The organism is Stenotrophomonas maltophilia (genome assembly GCF_004920835.1).
In the GTDB taxonomy this organism is placed as follows: domain Bacteria; phylum Pseudomonadota; class Gammaproteobacteria; order Xanthomonadales; family Xanthomonadaceae; genus Stenotrophomonas; species Stenotrophomonas maltophilia_AQ.
Map to the genome: position 1 here is coordinate 52,111 of NZ_QFHO01000003.1, position 16,499 is coordinate 68,609.

General features: G+C 65.1%; 12 protein-coding genes. 7 read left to right on the forward strand and 5 right to left on the reverse strand.

Annotation, left to right across the window (positions count from 1 at the left end):
• The first annotated feature begins 202 nt into the window (after window positions 1–202).
• Window positions 203–2,917, forward strand: a complete 2,715-nt coding sequence (gene gyrA / locus DI041_RS03150; RefSeq protein ID WP_012511546.1) for a DNA gyrase subunit A — start codon at window positions 203–205, stop codon at window positions 2,915–2,917.
• 131 nt (window positions 2,918–3,048) lie between these two features.
• Window positions 3,049–5,571 carry a membrane-bound PQQ-dependent dehydrogenase, glucose/quinate/shikimate family gene (locus DI041_RS03155; protein WP_136638253.1) on the forward strand — a complete coding sequence of 841 codons (2,523 nt, stop codon included), beginning with the start codon at window positions 3,049–3,051 and terminating at the stop codon, window positions 5,569–5,571.
• Between the two features lie 41 nt (window positions 5,572–5,612).
• On the opposite strand, the gene DI041_RS03160 is transcribed toward DI041_RS03155, so the two are convergent.
• Window positions 5,613–6,602, reverse strand: coding sequence for a zinc-dependent alcohol dehydrogenase family protein (locus tag DI041_RS03160; protein WP_136638252.1), 990 nt, complete (start codon window positions 6,600–6,602; stop codon window positions 5,613–5,615).
• Window positions 6,603–6,724: 122 nt separating this feature from the next.
• On the opposite strand from DI041_RS03160, the gene DI041_RS03165 reads away from it, so the two are divergent.
• The 3 genes from DI041_RS03165 to DI041_RS03175 all read left to right on the forward strand — a co-directional run bounded on the left by DI041_RS03165 (window position 6,725) and on the right by DI041_RS03175 (window position 9,686).
• Entirely contained in the window at window positions 6,725–7,630 is a 906-nt protein-coding gene (locus DI041_RS03165; protein ID WP_136638250.1) for a LysR substrate-binding domain-containing protein, read from the forward strand.
• Window positions 7,631–7,681: 51 nt separating this feature from the next.
• Window positions 7,682–8,191, forward strand: a complete 510-nt coding sequence (locus tag DI041_RS03170) for a DUF4952 domain-containing protein (RefSeq protein WP_136638248.1) — start codon at window positions 7,682–7,684, stop codon at window positions 8,189–8,191.
• A 64-nt stretch (window positions 8,192–8,255) separates the two neighbouring features.
• Entirely contained in the window at window positions 8,256–9,686 is a 1,431-nt protein-coding gene (locus DI041_RS03175) for a serine hydrolase domain-containing protein (RefSeq protein WP_136638247.1), read from the forward strand.
• A 16-nt stretch (window positions 9,687–9,702) separates the two neighbouring features.
• Here the strand turns inward: DI041_RS03175 and DI041_RS03180 are convergent, their stop codons facing one another.
• From DI041_RS03180 to DI041_RS03195, 4 genes are all read right to left on the reverse strand, one after another.
• Window positions 9,703–10,095: a DUF3037 domain-containing protein gene (locus DI041_RS03180; RefSeq protein WP_046986795.1), complete on the reverse strand. Its 393-nt coding sequence runs from the start codon at window positions 10,093–10,095 to the stop codon at window positions 9,703–9,705.
• Window positions 10,073–10,849, reverse strand: coding sequence for a HipA family kinase (locus DI041_RS03185; protein ID WP_065724459.1), 777 nt, complete (start codon window positions 10,847–10,849; stop codon window positions 10,073–10,075). Before DI041_RS03185 ends, DI041_RS03180 begins: the two co-directional genes overlap by 23 nt.
• Window positions 10,850–10,918: 69 nt before the next feature.
• Window positions 10,919–12,343 (reverse strand): XVIPCD domain-containing protein, encoded by a 1,425-nt coding sequence (locus DI041_RS03190; protein WP_136638246.1) that lies wholly within the window; start codon window positions 12,341–12,343, stop codon window positions 10,919–10,921.
• A gap of 12 nt (window positions 12,344–12,355) precedes the next feature.
• Window positions 12,356–12,862 carry a hypothetical protein gene (locus DI041_RS03195; protein WP_248298428.1) on the reverse strand — a complete coding sequence of 169 codons (507 nt, stop codon included), beginning with the start codon at window positions 12,860–12,862 and terminating at the stop codon, window positions 12,356–12,358.
• 571 nt (window positions 12,863–13,433) lie between these two features.
• Here DI041_RS03195 and DI041_RS03200 point away from each other — a divergent pair.
• Together DI041_RS03200 and DI041_RS03205 are read left to right on the forward strand one after the other, a co-directional pair.
• The gene (locus DI041_RS03200) at window positions 13,434–13,763 is read left to right on the forward strand and encodes a hypothetical protein (RefSeq protein WP_006376346.1); all 330 of its coding nucleotides are present in this window, start codon (window positions 13,434–13,436) and stop codon (window positions 13,761–13,763) included.
• Window positions 13,764–13,920: 157 nt separating this feature from the next.
• The gene (locus tag DI041_RS03205; protein WP_136638245.1) at window positions 13,921–16,383 is read left to right on the forward strand and encodes a S9 family peptidase; all 2,463 of its coding nucleotides are present in this window, start codon (window positions 13,921–13,923) and stop codon (window positions 16,381–16,383) included.
• Window positions 16,384–16,499 lie beyond the last annotated feature (116 nt).

Below are 16,499 nucleotides of genomic sequence, written 5' to 3' on the forward strand. Positions count from 1 at the left end.
CTCCGACCCCCAGCCCCCGGTAGCGCCGGCCGCTGGCCGGCAACCCCCCTAAGTTCCTGATTTGTGCCGGTAAAATCACCGTAAAGGCAGGCGGGAAACGCCCCTTTGTGGTAGAATCCAGCGGTTGAATCGAGGTTCCGGCACGACTCCCTCCCGCAGGGGGCTGCGCCGGACTGGACCGCTACCAGACAACGGAACCCGAATGGCAGAAACCGCCAAGGAAATCATCCAGGTCAACCTGGAAGACGAGATGCGCAAGAGCTACCTCGATTACGCCATGAGCGTGATCGTGGGCCGCGCGCTGCCAGATGCGCGCGATGGCCTCAAGCCGGTGCATCGTCGTGTGCTGTTCGCGATGAACGAGTTGAACGCGCACAGCAACAAGCCCTACTTCAAGTCGGCGCGTATCGTCGGTGACGTCATCGGTAAGTACCACCCGCATGGCGATCAGTCGGTGTACGACACGCTGGTGCGCCTGGCGCAGCCGTTCTCGCTGCGTTACATGCTGGTCGATGGCCAGGGTAACTTCGGTTCGGTCGACGGCGATTCCGCTGCGGCGATGCGATACACCGAGGCACGCATGTCGCGCCTTGCGCATGAGCTGATGGCGGACATCGACAAGGAAACCGTCGATTTCCAGCCCAACTACGACGAGAAGGAACTGGAGCCGACGGTCATGCCGACCCGGTTCCCGAACCTGCTGGTCAACGGTTCGGCCGGCATCGCGGTGGGCATGGCCACCAACATCCCGCCGCACAACCTGACCGAGTCGATCAACGCCTGCATCGCGCTGATCGACAACCCGGAAATCGATGTCGACGGCCTGATGGAGTACATCCCGGGCCCGGACTTCCCCACTGCCGGCATCATCAATGGCACCGCCGGCATCATCGCCGGCTACCGCACCGGCCGTGGCCGCGTGCGCATCCGTGCCAAGGCGGACATCGAAGTGGCCGACAACGGCCGCGAATCGATCATCGTCACTGAAATTCCTTACCAGGTGAACAAGGCGCGTCTGATCGAGAAGATCGCCGAGCTGGTCAAGGAAAAGAAGATCGAAGGCATCAGCGAGCTGCGCGATGAGTCCGACAAGGACGGCATGCGCATCTACATCGAGATCAAGCGCGGTGAATCTGCCGAGGTTGTGCTGAACAACCTGTACCAGCAGACCCAGATGGAATCGGTGTTCGGCATCAACATGGTGGCGCTGGTCGATGGCCGCCCGCAGTTGATGAACCTCAAGCAGATGCTGGAGGCGTTCGTCCGCCACCGTCGCGAAGTGGTCACCCGCCGCACCGTGTTCGAGCTGCGCAAGGCGCGCGCCCGTGCCCACGTGCTGGAAGGCCTGACCGTCGCGCTGGCCAACATCGACGAGATGATCGAACTGATCAAGACCTCGCCGAACCCCGCCGAAGCCCGTGAGCGCATGCTCGCGCGCCTGTGGGAACCGGGCCTGGTCGGTTCGATGCTGGGCGCTGCCGGTGCCGAAGCCTCGCGTCCGGATGACCTGCCCAAGGGTGTGGGCCTGATCGAAGGCGGCTACCAGCTGACCGAGATCCAGGCGACCCAGATCCTGGAAATGCGCCTGCACCGCCTGACCGGGCTGGAGCAGGACCGCCTGACCGAGGAATACAAGCAGCTGCTGGAAGTGATCGCCGGGCTGATCCACATCCTGGAAGATCCCGATCGCCTGCTGCAGGTGATCCGCGAAGAGCTGATCAGCGTCAAGGCCGAGTTCGGCGACGAGCGTCGTACCGAAATCCGCCACAGCGAAGAAGACCTGGACATCCTCGACCTGATCGCGCCGGAAGACGTGGTGGTCACCGTCTCCCATGCTGGCTACGTCAAGCGCCAGCCGGTGAGCGTGTACCGCGCGCAGCGCCGGGGTGGCCGTGGCCGCAGTGCAGCGTCCACCAAGGAAGAGGATTTCATCGAACAGCTGTGGCTGGTCAACACGCACGACACGCTGCTGACCTTCACCAGTTCGGGCAAGGTGTTCTGGCTGCCGGTCTACCAGCTGCCCGAAGCCGGTTCCAACGCCCGTGGCCGCCCGATCATCAACTGGATTCCGCTGGAACCGGGTGAGCGCGTGCAGGCCGTACTGCCGGTGCGTGAGTACGCTGATGGCCAGTTCGTGTTCTTCGCCACGAAGAACGGTACGGTCAAGAAGACCCCGCTGGGCGAGTTCGCCTTCCGTCTGGCCCGCGGCAAGATCGCGATCAACCTCGACGAGGGCGATGCCCTGGTCGGCGTCGGCCTGACCGATGGCGAGCGCGACATCCTGCTGTTCGCCTCCAACGGCAAGACCGTGCGCTTCGGTGAGGACAAGGTCCGTTCGATGGGCCGTACCGCTACCGGCGTGCGCGGCATCAAGATGCCGGCCGGCGAGGAAGTGGTCAGCCTGATCGTGGCCGAAAGTGCGGGTGGCAGCGAGGACGAGAACGAGGACGACAACGGTGTCGAGGAAACCGCAGCCAATGGCGATGCAGTGATCGACGGCGCCGATGACGCCAGCGTGCAGTACATCCTTACCGCCACCGAAAACGGCTATGGCAAGCGGACCCCGCTGCCGGACTACCCGCGCAAGGGTCGTGGCACGCAGGGCGTGATCGGTATCCAGACCACCGAGCGCAACGGCAAGCTGGTCGCTGCGGTACTGATGGGCTCGGGCGACGAGGTCCTGTTGATCTCCGATGGTGGCACCCTGGTGCGTACGCGTGGCTCGGAAATCAGCCGCGTCGGCCGCAACACCCAGGGCGTGACCCTGATCCGCCTGTCCAAGGACGAGAAGCTGCAGGCGGTGGAGCGCATGGATGCCTCGATCGACGAGGACGAGGACGAGGTGGCTGTCGCCGCCCCGGCCGCGACCGATGGCGCCCCGGCTGCTGCCAGCAGCGAGGACGCCGCGCAGGAGTGATCCTGCCGCGAGGTTGAGGTACCCGACGACGCCGGCCCTGTGCCGGCGTCGTCGTATCCGGTGCCCGCACTTACGCGCGCGCTTCACATCGGCGGTGGGATAACGGCGCATGCTGCCCCCGGAGATCGACGATGTCCGCCACGCCGCAGTCTGCTTCCGCGCCTCCGCCCCGCCATCCTCTGGTCACCGTGCTGTCGCTGCTGCTGGTCGTGCTCGGCCTGGTCATCGGCGGGCTCGGTGCGTGGCTGCTCAGCCTCGGTGGCTCGGCGTACTACGCCATCGCCGGCCTGGGGCTGCTGGTCAGTGGCATCCTGCTGTTCGGCAACCGCCGCAGTGGCGCGCTGCTGTACGCGCTGGTGTTCGTGGGCACGTTGCTGTGGACCTGGTGGGAGTCGGGCAGCGACTACTGGCGCTGGGTGCCACGGCTGGGCCTGGTGACCGCGCTGGGCATCGTGCTGGCGCTGCTGGCGCCGACGCTACGCGAGCCGGTTTCAAAGCGTCTGTCGCGCAGCGTGGCGGGCTCGCTGATGCTGGTGTTCGTGGCCGCCTTCAGCCTGGCTTTCGCCCCGCATGGTGAAGTGGACGGGCACCTGCCGTTCCCGGAAGGCGCCGTCAGCGCCGGACTGGAACCAACGCGCGATACCACTGGCCTGCAGCCGGCTGACCAGCCCGCCGAAGGCGACTGGCCGGCGTGGGGCCGCAGCAATGCGGGCACCCGCTATTCGCCCCTGCAGCAGATCACCCCGGCCAATGTGGCCACGCTGCAGCCGGCCTGGCAGTTCCGCACCGGTGACCTGCCGAAGAAGCGCTGGGGCGCGGAAACCACGCCCCTGAAGGTCGGCGACCGCCTCTACCTTTGCACCGCGCGCAACCGCCTGATCGCGCTCGACGCCAGCAGTGGCAAGGAGCTGTGGCGGTTCGATCCGAAGGTGAAGGACGCCTCGATCCCGTACACCGCCGCCTGCCGTGGCGTGAGCTACTACGAGCAGCCGAACGCGCCTACGATGGCCGATGCAGCGCTGGCCGATGTCGCGGCCGATCTGGCGCTGCCCGAACCACCGCCCAGCGTCACCCGCAGCGCTACGCCGGGCAGTCATCCCGCGTGCTGGGCCCGCATCATTGAAGGCACCCTGGACGGCCGCATCATCGCGGTGGACGCAGACAGCGGCCGTCCCTGCGCCAACTTCGGCAACAACGGCCAGGTCGACATCACCCTTGGAATGGGCGAAGTGCCCCCTGGCTACGTGTCGATCAACTCGCCACCGGCGATCGTGCGAGGCGTGATCGTGACCGGTCACCAGGTGTTGGATGGGCAGCGCCGCGACGCGCCCTCGGGCGTGATCCAGGCCTATGACGCGATCACCGGCAAGCTGCGCTGGGCGTGGGATATGGACCAGCCCGAGCGCAACGGCCTGCCGCCGCGCGAGCAGACCTACACGCGCGGCACGCCGAACATGTGGACCACCGCGACCGGCGATGAGGCGCTGGGCCTGGTCTACCTGCCACTGGGCAACTCGGCGGGCGACTACTGGAGTGGCTCACGCAGTGAAAACCAGAACCGCTATTCGACCTCGCTGGTGGCGATCGACGTGGCCACCGGCAAGCCGGTCTGGCATTTCCAGGCGGTGCGCAAGGACGTGTGGGACTACGATCTCGGTTCGCAGGCCAGCCTGGTCGACTACCCGACGGCGGCCGGCAAGGTGCCGGCGATCCTGCTGCCGACCAAACAGGGCGACATGTACATCCTCGACCGCCGCAATGGCCAGCTGCTGACCGCCGCCGAGGAGCGCAACGTACCCGTCGGTGGCGTCGAGCCCGAGCAGCGTTCGCCCACGCAGTTGTTCTCGCTGTACCACACACTGCGCCGCGAGCATGACCTGACCGAGCGCGACATGTGGGGCATCACTCCGATCGACCAGCTGGTCTGCCGCATCCAGTTCCGCAAGGCGTACTACGAAGGCTTCTACACGCCGCCGAGCAGCGATCGGCACTCCATCGAGTACCCCGGCTACAACGGTGGTTCGGACTGGGGAAGCGTGGCGGTGGATACCCGCCGTGGCGTGATCGTGGCCAACTACAACGACATGCCCAACTACAACCGGCTGGTACCGCGCGCGGAGGCCGATCGCATGGGCTGGCTGCCGCGCGAGAAGATCCGCGTCGACAAGGGCGGCGCTGAAGGGGCTGGTGACCCGCAGGTGGGAACGCCCTATGGCATCCAGGTGAACGCAGGTTGGCGGCTGCCGTTCACCGGGCTGCTGTGCAAGCAGCCACCCTATGGCGGCATCCGTGCCATCGATCTGCGCACCGGCAAACTGCTGTGGGACCGCCCATTCGGCAGTGCGCGCGGCAATGGGCCGTTCGGAATCCGCTCCGGCCTGCCGATCGAGATCGGTACGCCAAACAATGGCGGCTCGGTGGTCACCGCCAGCGGCCTGATCTTCATCGCCGCTGCGACCGACGATCTACTGCGCGCCATCGACCTGAAGACCGGCAAGGAACTGTGGCATGCCAAGCTGCCGGCGGGTGGGCAGGCCAACCCGATGGTGTACGAGCAGGGCGGGCGACAGTACGTGGTGATCATGGCCGGCGGCCACCATTTCATGGAAACCCCGAACGGCGATTACGTGATGGCGTTTGCGTTGCCGAGGTAACCGGACTGGGGGCGGCAGGCCGACCCCAGTGCGTGGCGCTGTCACACCGTCACCACCACCTTGCCGATCTGCTCGTTCGATTCCAGGTAACGATGCGCGTCCTGGATCTGCGCGAACGGGAACACCTTTGCGATCATCGGCATCAGCACGCCCTTGTCCAGGCCGTCGACGATGAAGGCCTTGGCGCGGGCCAACGCGGCATCGTCGGAGACGATTTCCGAGTACAGATAGCCTTTCAGCGTGAGCGACTTGCCCAGCACGTTGAACAGCGGGAACGGGGTCGGTTCGCTGCTCAGCGCACCGTACTCCAGCAGGATGCCGCCACGCGCCATGGCTTCGGTCAGCGGCACGAACTGCGGGCCACCAATCGGGTCGAACACTACGCGGGCACCGGCACCACCGGTGATGCGCGCCACTTCGGCCGCCAGATCCTGTTCCTGGGTGGCGATGACATGGGCGGCACCGGCATCGAGCAGGGCGTGGCGCTTGCCCGGGCCGCGCGTTACCGCGATCGGCGTGGCACCTACCGCGTTGGCGATCTGGATCGCGGCCAGGCCGACACTGCTGCTGGCAGCGGTGATGATGACGAAATCCCCGGCAGCCAGCTGCGCCTGCTCCAGCAACGCACCCCAAGCGGTGACGTACTGCATCCACACCGCGGCCGCCGTTTCAAAGCCCAGTGCCTGCGGATGCTTGACCACCAGCCGCGCCGGCACGTTGGCCAGTTCGCCGTACGTGCCCCAGCGTGCGATATCCAGCGGCGGGACCACGCTGACGGCATCGCCGACTGCGAACCCGCTCACCGCACTGCCGACGGCTTCGATCACGCCGGCCGCTTCGTAGCCCAGGCGGCTGGGGAACTGCGCTTCCTGCAGGTAGGCGCCGTTGCGGAACATCACCTCGGCGCGGTTCAGGCCGATGGCCTTTACCCGGATCTGGATCTCGTCGGCGGCAGGGGCCGGAACGTCGATGTCGTCGATGCTCAGGACATCGGCGTTGCCGTACTCGTGGATGCGGACAACCTGGGTCATGGGGAGGGCTCCAATGAGAAGCCGGCGAAGGGGGCCGGCAGGAAGGTGAGGTCTACTGTGCGCGTGGTCTGCATCCAGAATAAGGGGTAATCTCGCGTTTAATTGAAAAATAATTTTTTGCAATGGGCCTGATCGCTCCCCTGCGGACCTTCGCCAAGGTGGCCGAGGCCGGCTCCTTCGCCGCTGCGGCCGATGCACTGGACCTGTCGCCACAACTGGTCGGCAAGCATATCCAGGCATTGGAACAGCACCTGGGCGTGCGCCTGCTCAACCGCACCACGCGCAAGCAGAGCCTGACCGACTTCGGCCAGGCCTATCTGGCGCGGGCGCGGGTGATCCTGGAAGAAGTGGAGGGCGCCGAGCAGTTGGCCGAAGTGGCCCGTGGGCGGCCGATGGGACGCCTGCGCATCAGCGCGCCGGTCACCTTTGGCGTGCACGCACTGGGTCCGGCGGTGGTCGCCTACATGCAGCAGTACCCGGACGTGCAGGTCGATCTGAACCTGTCCAACAGCCTGGTGGATATCGTCGAAGACGGTTACGACCTGGTGTTCCGTACCGGTGACCTGGCCGACAGCGGGCTGGTGGCGCGACGGCTGGGGCCGTATCCCCTGGTCCTGTGTGCATCGCCGACCTACCTGTCATCGCGCCCGGCCATTGTTCACCCGACCGATCTGAGCCGCCATGAGTGCCTGGGTTTCGCGCATTCGATCATCCGCACCCGCTGGAGCTTCCGCGATGCCGACGGCAGCGTGCTGACCGTGCCGGTGTCCAGCCGCTTCATGGTCAACCAGGCCGAGCCGCTGCTGACTGCGGCAGTGGGTGGTCTGGGATTGATCCTGCAGCCCTACGAAATGCTTGCCGTCTCGCTGGCGCGTGGTGAGCTGGTGGAAGTGTTGCCGGATCATGTGCCGGTATCGACGTGGATCAACCTGGTGTACCCGCGCGACCGCCAGTTGACCCCCAAGCTGCGCAGCTTCCTGGACTTCTGCCTGGCACGTTTCAACGAACAGAGCATGGCGCGGCGATAGCGAGGCCATCGGTTAGCATGGTTCCCATCAACTGCGAAGGATCGCATCCTCATGTCGTTTCCATGGCCGCACCGTGTCGCGCGCTTCCTGCTGCTGGTGCTGCCTGCGTTGCTGTTCAGCACCGGATTGCGAGCTGCCGAACTTCCAGCGCAGGCGCTGGCGGAGTGGGAAGCGCACGGTCGTGCCGATGGCCTGGCCCGACCTGACACGGTCTGCCAGGACTTCCTGAAGGCAATGGGCCGGAAACCAGAAGGCCTGGAGTACGTGGATTGCAGCCAGAACGATGCCTCCTACATCAAGCCGATCGAAGCCCACTACCGCGTTGCCGGTGCCCACGCAGCGAAGGTCGAAGCCTTCCTGCACGCAACGTTCGGCTTGCCTGCGTTGCGTTACGTCTGCTGCGGCTGGAGCAACGGTGAACCTTATTACTGGCGCGAAGGTCCTGACGCGGTGAGATACCAGATCGGCATGGGGGTGGAATCGCTGCCGTACGAACGGGACGAATGGCAGCGCATCGAGGCATTCAACGTCAACGTCGAGGTGTTGCGGCAGAGCCCCTAGCGTGGATGCGGCGGGTGGTTCCTTCGTCTAGGATGGCTCCAGGGATCCCCGCAAAGGAACTGCCATGAGGGCTGTTGGACGTCTGCTTCTCTGCAATGCGCTGGCCTGCGGGGTCCTGGTGACCGCCTTGGCGTTTCAGGCAGTTGGCGCAACATCTGCCGAGCATACGCATCCACGTGCGCAGGATGTCATCGATGACTGGCTTGCGGCCTTCAATGCAGGCAGCCTTGGAGCGTTGCAGGCATTCGCCGACAGATATGCGAAGCGGGAGGGAAGCACTCCCAAGGACTATCTCGAGTTCCGCGAGAGCACCGGCCCACTACGCGTGCTGGAAACAATCGAGAGCGCGCCCAGCCAGGCGAAGCTGCTGGTGATGGGCCAGCTGAGCGAACGCGCGATGTGGGTGACGGCCGTCATGGATCCGGCCAGCCCGGCGCATGTGAAGCAGTTCCAGATCGAAGGCACTGAAACACCGGACAAGTTCAAGCCGGAGAGGGTTGCTTTGCCTGCGCTGATGGCCGATGCCACAGCAAAACTGGAGGCGCTGCGGGCCCAGGACGTGCTGTCGGGTGCGTTGCAGGTTGCACAGAACGGCAATGTGCTGCTGGACTGGCGCGGTGGCGATGCCGATCGCACCGCTGGTATTCAAGTGGGCGTGGGTACGCAGTTCCGCCTTGCGTCTTCCAACAAGATGTTCACCGCAGTGGCCATCCTGCAGCTGGTACAGGAGAGCAAGCTCAGCCTTGATGACACGATCGGCAAGCATCTGCCGGACTATCCGAACAAGACCGTTGCCAACAGCGTGACCGTTCGCCAGCTGCTGTCACATACCAGTGGCCTGGGTGATTTCTTTGGCGATGATTTCGAACAGTATTCCGCGTCGTTGAAGACGCTGGATGACTATGTGCAGCGCTTTTCCAGGGATGCGCTGCAGTTCACGCCGGGCAGCGAGGACAGCTATTCGAACTATGGTTTCATCGTATTGGGGCGCATCATCGAAGCGGTTTCGGGGCAGTCGTACTACGCGTATTTGGAAGAGCACATCCTGCGCCCGGCGGGAATGACCGGCACCGGCTTCGAGCCGGAAACAGTGAACGTCCCGCAGCGTGCCGTCGCCTACACGAAGAAGGATGGGCAATGGGTCCGTGAAACGAAGTCGCTGCCCTGGCGCGGCATGTCAGCCGGTGGTGGCTACAGCACGGTGGCCGACATGGTGAAATTCGCCGAGGCATTGCGCAGTGGAAGGCTGGTCTCACCTGCATTGCTGCAGCAGGCCACCACGGCGCAGAACCACAAGGGCTGGTACGGATTCGGCTTCGTGGTGCAGGGCGAGGGCAGGGAGCACCAGTACGGCCACGAAGGCGGTGCGCCCGGCTCCAACAGCGCCATCGTGGTGCTGCCCGCACAGGGCTATGTGATCGTTGGGCTGGCCAATGTCGATCCGGATGCGATCGGCAATGTGGTCAATTACATCGCGCGACGTGTGCCGCTTTGATCGCGACGTGTGCCGGTCATTCCGGCACCCGCACCATCTTCGTCATCAGATGTTCCACCACACCTGTCGGGTCCGCAGTGCGGCCGACGTGCGTGCTCGACATCTGCACCACCGAACTGCGCTTGGCAGTGAGGAAATGGAAGCGCGCACGCGCGGGCAGCTGCGCGATTGGTCCGGCGGTCGCGTCGCCGCGGCAGATGGCCACGATCGCATCCAGCCACGGCTGCAGCGCCTCCTGGTCCAGCGCTGGGGCGAAGGCTTGCAGGCGTGCCGGATCGATCTCGATGGCCGCTTCCAGATGACGCGCGCCGGGACAGGAGACGATCACCCCGACGTTGATGAATTCCTCGCGCTCCACCCGCGGCACCACGCGGATGACGGCGTAGTCATACGTGTGCAGCGTGGGCACGGATGGCCTCCTGCACGAACACCGCACGCACTTTCAGGCGGTGCTTTAGATAACTGATGTAGCCTTGGCGGTAGGCCTGCGGGCTGTCGAACGCGGGCTCATTCACCAGCCAGCTGTCCGGCACCAGGCCGACGATACGCTCGATCTCGGCATCGGTCAGGCGCGCGGCCAGCTCGGCATCCACCTCGGCGATGCGGCTGGCGAACGACAGCAGCACATGGTCGCGGATCAGAACGAACGGCTTCTCGCAGGCATCGCCAGCATTGGCCCAATCGTGGTGGAAGTACATCGCCGCGCCGTGATCGATCAGGTACAGCCTGCGGTGCCACACCATCAGGTTGGGGTTCCGCGTGGTGCGGTCGACATTGCTGGTGAACGCATCGAACCAGACGATGCGCGAGGCCAGATCGGCATCCACCGGCATTGCCGCCGGGTCGTAGTTGATCGCACCGGGCAGGTAGTCCAGGCCCAGGTTCAAACCTTCGCTGGCGCGGATCAGTTCCTGGATCTCCGGATCCGGCTCGGTGCGGGCAAACTCGCGGTCCAGCTCCACGAACAGGATCTCCGGAATCGGCAGGCCCAGCGTGCGCGCCATCTCACCGGCGATCAGTTCGGCGATCAGTGCCTTCGGTCCCTGGCCGGCGCCACGGAACTTCAGCACGGCCATGCCGTCGTCGTCGGTCTCGACCACGGCCGGCAGGGAGCCACCTTCCCGCAAGGGAGTGATGTAGCGGAGGGCATGTACGGTGCGCATGCGCGCATTCTAGCGTGGGTGCCGCCAAGGGAGCGCCGGGGCGCCCCGGCGGCTCCACGTCATTCACTGTCAGTGAGCCAGCGCACCGCGCTGTTGTTCCTGCACCTGTGCGCGGGTCTGCTCCTGCGAGGCCTGATCGGCCTGCCGGTTGACCACGGCAAGTGTGTCCAGGCTTTCCTGCACGGGGCGTTGTGCGGCCTCGGCAGTGGGCGAGGAGGCGCGCAGCGAGGCTGGATCATCCAGCGGCCCCTTCACCACGAAGATGTTCTGCGCCGCGCCCGTACCATCGGTCTGGCGGCTGAGCACCACATGGTCGACCCGGTCCAGCCCGTTTTCGCGGGCCAGCACCAGAAGGCTGGCGCTCAGGCGCTCGCTGGACGCATCGAAGCTGCGTCCATTGGCGGCATCCAGCTCAGCCACCTTGCCGCGGATCTGTTCGTGCAGGGAGCGGTCACGCCCTTCCGCAAGCGGCGTCGGTATGCCATCGCCCTCCGTCGCATGCCGTGCGGTGATCGGCACATGCGTATGCGTGCCCTCAGTGTGGTCGAAATAACGCAGCGTCGACGGCGAGGTACTGGTATCGAAGTAGGGCTGGCGCGGGGGCGATCCCTCGCCGAGGTTGAGCCCGTTCTGCTCCAGCAGGCGCTCGTCCAGGCCCAGCTTCTTCATGTTCACTTCCATCCGGCTGACGCCGTCGGGCGCTGGATTCGCGGCCTCGTATCCGCTGGCCAGTTCGATCGCTTGGACGCCGTAGAAATTCTGGTAGTCCGAATTCCCATGATGGCCCAGGCCGGTGCTGACGCCCTGATCGTAATAGTGCTTGGCCATTCCCTCGATGTTGGCTGCGGTGGGGGAGATGGTCAGGTCCGCATTGAGGGTCAGCTCCGGGTGCGGTGCATAGGTGATCGGCGGGCCGGGTCGCGACTGGATGACGTCTGTCGAGCGGGTGCTGGCTTCATACAGGTCGCGCAGGGTAGCGTCCGGGTTGCTGGCACGTACCTGGCTGACCAGCGCATTCCAGCCTGCGATGTTCGAAGAGGCCTCATCGCGGCGGTTGGCGGCGAGCAGGGTGCCGATCGCCTCGGTGTAATCATGGCAGGTGGTACGGCCTGCGATCTGCTCCACGTCGGCATCGAACTGCACGTAGGCACGCTCGACATCAGCATCGTTGAAGCCATGCTGGATCTCGTGACCGAGTACAAAGGTGACCTCGGCCGCGTCGAACCTGTCCGGCGCCGCCGGGGTCGACAAGCTGCTGGCGGGCAGGTTGATGGATTTCGTGCCGGTCTCGTAGGTGCCACCCGCATTGCTTGTGGCGGGCAACAGTTCGAAGCGTTCCAGATAGCCTGCCGCGATGGCTGCGTCCACCTGCTTTGCCAGCACGGGCGAACCCGCGATGACGCTGCGCAGGTTGCCGACCTGGTCGCTGGTGACGTCGGTCTTGCCGGCGAACTCGCCCAGCAGGCGTTCCGTTTCTGCGGAAAGGATCGTCATTGATGGCTCCCCTTACTGCACGGTGACAAGACGCACGCAGGCATGCGTGGCGTCGCCGAGGGCGTGGGGGTTCTCGGGCATGGTATCGACCTTGATGCTCAGCTGCGGTCGATCAAAGCGGTCGTAGATCACCCGGCCGTGTTCGCCGCGCACCGTCTCGCGCTTGAAGCCAGCGGCATCCAGTGCCGAAGCGAAGTGGTTGAAGTCGACCTGGCAGATCGCCGCGGCCGAGGCCTTGCGATCGCTGCTGGTGTCCATGAAGTTCAGGTCCAGCCGCGCGTCGGCAGTGCCGGCCCGCTGCACTTCCAGTCCGTAGCCCCATTCCGGTGTCAGCGTGCCGCCATAGCCGAAGTGGCCGGGGCCGAAGACCTGCGCCGGCGCCTGCATCGCCGCGGACAGGCGCTCGGCGGTGAGCTCGCGGGTGGAGGTCGTCGTCTTGATAAGGTCCAGCAGGCGCAACAGCAACTGCTCCGCGTTGAGCGGAGAGGGCGGGGAAGTCTCGGCTACAGATGGGGCCATGGTGTCGGTTCCTTGAGAAGTCGGCGTGCGGTCGGCGGCATGTGCGCAGGCGCAGAGCGTGGCCGCTGAAAGTGCGAGCGTCCACGGTCGTATGAATGCGTACCGGGGCATGTGCGTTCCTTGCAGATTGAAGGCTGACCCTAGGTGCAGCCGGGTGAAGCAGAGGTTAAGCGTAATCGAAGCACCCGAATGCGATACAAAAGGTGAACGGGTGCGCATTCTTCACTTGACCATTCCGCGCGCGATGTCAGCATCGGGTCCATGGAGCATCAACTTCGCGTGTGACCTTCAACAGGAGGCCGTCATGCAACAACTGCGCAGCTGTCACGCTTTACCCTGCATGCAATGCAACGCGTGGTGTTGACCCTGGTCTGATACGGCCACTTTGCCGGCACGGATGGCCGCCACCCACAGCATCCGCCACTGTTCACCCGACGCGGTCCCGGCCTTGACGTGCCGGCCCTGCAATACAGACATACGCCCGTCAGATTGTCCCTGCGTTGCCCGATGGCCTTCGCAGCGCGAAGGCTGGCTTGTCCATGATGATCCTGCAGGCTTTGGAGGTGCACCGATGAGCGACCAATACGAACGAATGCTGCCGGCCCTGGACGATGCCAAGGTCGAAGAAATGATCGGAAAACTGGTGCTGGTCGGGGTGACCCGCTACGGCGGCGACGGCCAGGTGCAGGGACTGGAGCAGTATGCGGGAACAGTGCTGCGCATCAGTGCCGATGAAGGTGTGGTGCTGGCCGACGAGAACGATGGCCACGAGCGTTACCTGCCGCCGATGCTAGACCAGTACCTGCCGGCCCAGCCGGGCGAGTACCGGATGAGCAACAGCGGCATGATCGTGGTCGACCCGGACTATCTGACCGCCTGGGACCTGCACGCCCAGCAGTAGTGCCAGGCCATGCCTCGCAATGGCCGTCCGGCCACCTGCACTCCACTTTGCTCCATCCGGCCACTAGCCCTTCCGGCCCATTCACGACAACCCCTGCGGTGCTAGATTCGGGGCCATGCCCGATTCCGGGTACCCATTCACACCCCAGGGGATAAGGATGCTGATCCGTCGAACCTCTCTGGCGGCGGCTGTTGCCGTTGCCACTGTCGGCCTGCTGGCCGCTGGCCCGGCGCTTGCCGATTACGCGAAGCCGCCGGAACACCTGCTCAAGGTGCTGAAGGCACCGCCGCCGCCGGCACCGAACGTGGCCCCGGGCGGCCAGCGCCTGCTGCTGACCACCGCACAGACCTATCCGTCGATCAGCCGCGTCGCCCAGCCGTACCTGAAGCTGGCCGGTGTGCGTCTGGAGCCGAAGAACCGCAGTCGCCATGACACTCCCGGCGGCTACGGTATTCCGGCCTGCGTGGCCGACTTCACCTTGGTCGATATCGGCAGCGGCAAGGAAACCAAGGTCAACCTGCCGCAGGGCTGCGCCACCGGCGCGCTGTGGTCGGCCGACGGCAGCCATTTCGCCTTCCAGAACGCAGTCGATACCAGCGTGCAGCTGTGGGTCGGCGATGCGGCCACCGGCCAGGTGAAGCAGGTGCCGAACGTGCAGCTGAACCCGATCTTCGGCTACACCGTGCAGTGGCTGGGCGGCAGCCAGAACCTGCTGGTGAAGCTGGTACCGGCCAATCAGGGTCCGGCGCCGTCCAGCGGTGGCGTGCCGACCGGTCCGGATGCGCAGGAATCGCTGGGCAGCAGTGGCGAGAGCAGCACCTACGAAGCCCGCGACACGCTGACCAGCGTGCATGACGAGAAGCTGTTCGCCTACTACGGTGCGTCGCAGCTGGCCGTGGTCGATACCGCCGCCAACAGCGTGCGCCCGGTCGGGCAGCCGGCGCTGTTCAACGAGGTCAGCGCCGCGCCCGATGGCGTGCATGTGCTGACCGAATCGATCAAGGCGCCGTACTCGCATGCGGTGACCTACCAGCGCTTCGCCAATGATGTGGCGGTGCTGGACGTGAGCAATGGCCGCAGCACGCTGATCGCCAGCCTGCCGCTGGCGGATCGCGTGCCGGTGCACGGCGTGCCAGAGGGCCCGCGCGGTTTCGACTGGCGAGCCACCGATCCGGCCACTCTGGTCTATGCCGAAGCGCTGGACAAGGGCGACTGGAAAGTCAGCGTGCCGCATCGTGATCGCGTGCTGATGTTGAAGGCACCGTTCAACGGCAAGCCGACCGAGATCACGCGCACCGCACAGCGCTTCGAAGGTTTTGCATGGACCGCTGATCCGGCCGTGGCTTTCCAGTATGAGAACGACGAGAACCGCCACTGGGTGCAGACCCGCATCGTCGATGTGGACCAGCCGAAGAAGGAAGGCCGCCTGCTGTGGGACATGTCCAGCGATGAGCTGTACGGCAATCCCGGCAACCTGGTCTTCACCCGCCTGCCGAATGGCGCGCAGGTCGTACGCCAGGATGGCAACCACGTCTTCCTCAGCGGCCGTGGCGCCTCACCGCAGGGTGACCGCCCGTTCCTCGACCGCCTGGACCTGGGCACGCTGAAGAGCGAGCGCCTGTTCCGCAGCAGTGCCGACGCCTACGAACAGTTCCTCGGCTTCAGCAACACGCCGGGGCGCTACCTGACCTGGCACCAGTCGGTGATCGATCCGCCGAATGCCTTCATCCGCCAGCAGGGTGAAGCGGTGGCCGGCGCGAAGACCGGCGAAGCGCAGTTCGCCTCTACCGCGACCGCGCTGACCAGGCTGGTCGACCCGACCCCGGAAGTGCGCCAGATCAAGAAGCAGCTGGTGACCTACAAGCGCGCCGACGGCGTGGACCTGTCGTTCACTCTGTACACGCCGCCGGGCTACAAGGAAGGCCAGCGCGTGCCGGCGATCCTGTACGCGTATCCCGCCGATTTCGCCAATGCAGCGCAGGCCGGTCAGGTGTCCGGTTCGCAGCAGACCTTCACCCGTCTGCAGCCGTACCGCCTGATGCTGCTGGCCGGCTACGCGATCATCGACAACGCCTCGTTCCCGATCGTGGGTGACCCGAAGAACGCCTACGACACCTACCTGGAGCAGCTGGAAGCCGACGCCAAGGCTGCGGTGGACAAGGCCGTGGACATGGGCGTGGTCGACCGCAACCGCATCGGCGTGACCGGTCACAGCCACGGTGGCCTGATGACCGCCAACCTGATCGCCCACACCAACCTGTTCAAGGCCGGGGTGGCGACCAGCGGTTCGTACAACAAGACCTTCACCCCGTTCGGCTTCCAGAACGAGCGTCGTTCGGTATGGCAGGCGCAGCAGGTGTACCTGAAGGCCTCGCCGTTCTTCTACGCCGACAAGATCAAGCTGCCGCTGCTGCTGGTGCACGGCGAGGACGACGCCAACCCGGGCACCGAACCGTTCCAGTCGCGCAAGCTGTACCAGGCGATCCGCGGTAACGGCGGCACAACCCGCCTGGTGATGCTGCCGAACGAACCGCACTGGTACACGGCGCTGGAATCGAACGAACAGCTGGTGGCGGAAATGCTTAACTGGTTCGACACTTACGTGAAGAACGCAAAGTAGAGTCGAGCTTGCTCGACTGCCGTGGAAAGGCCGCCTCCGGGCGGCCTTTCTGCATCCTGTAGAGCCGAGCCCATGCTCGGCTGCTGTCCACATGTAAATGATGCCGACGGCTTTGC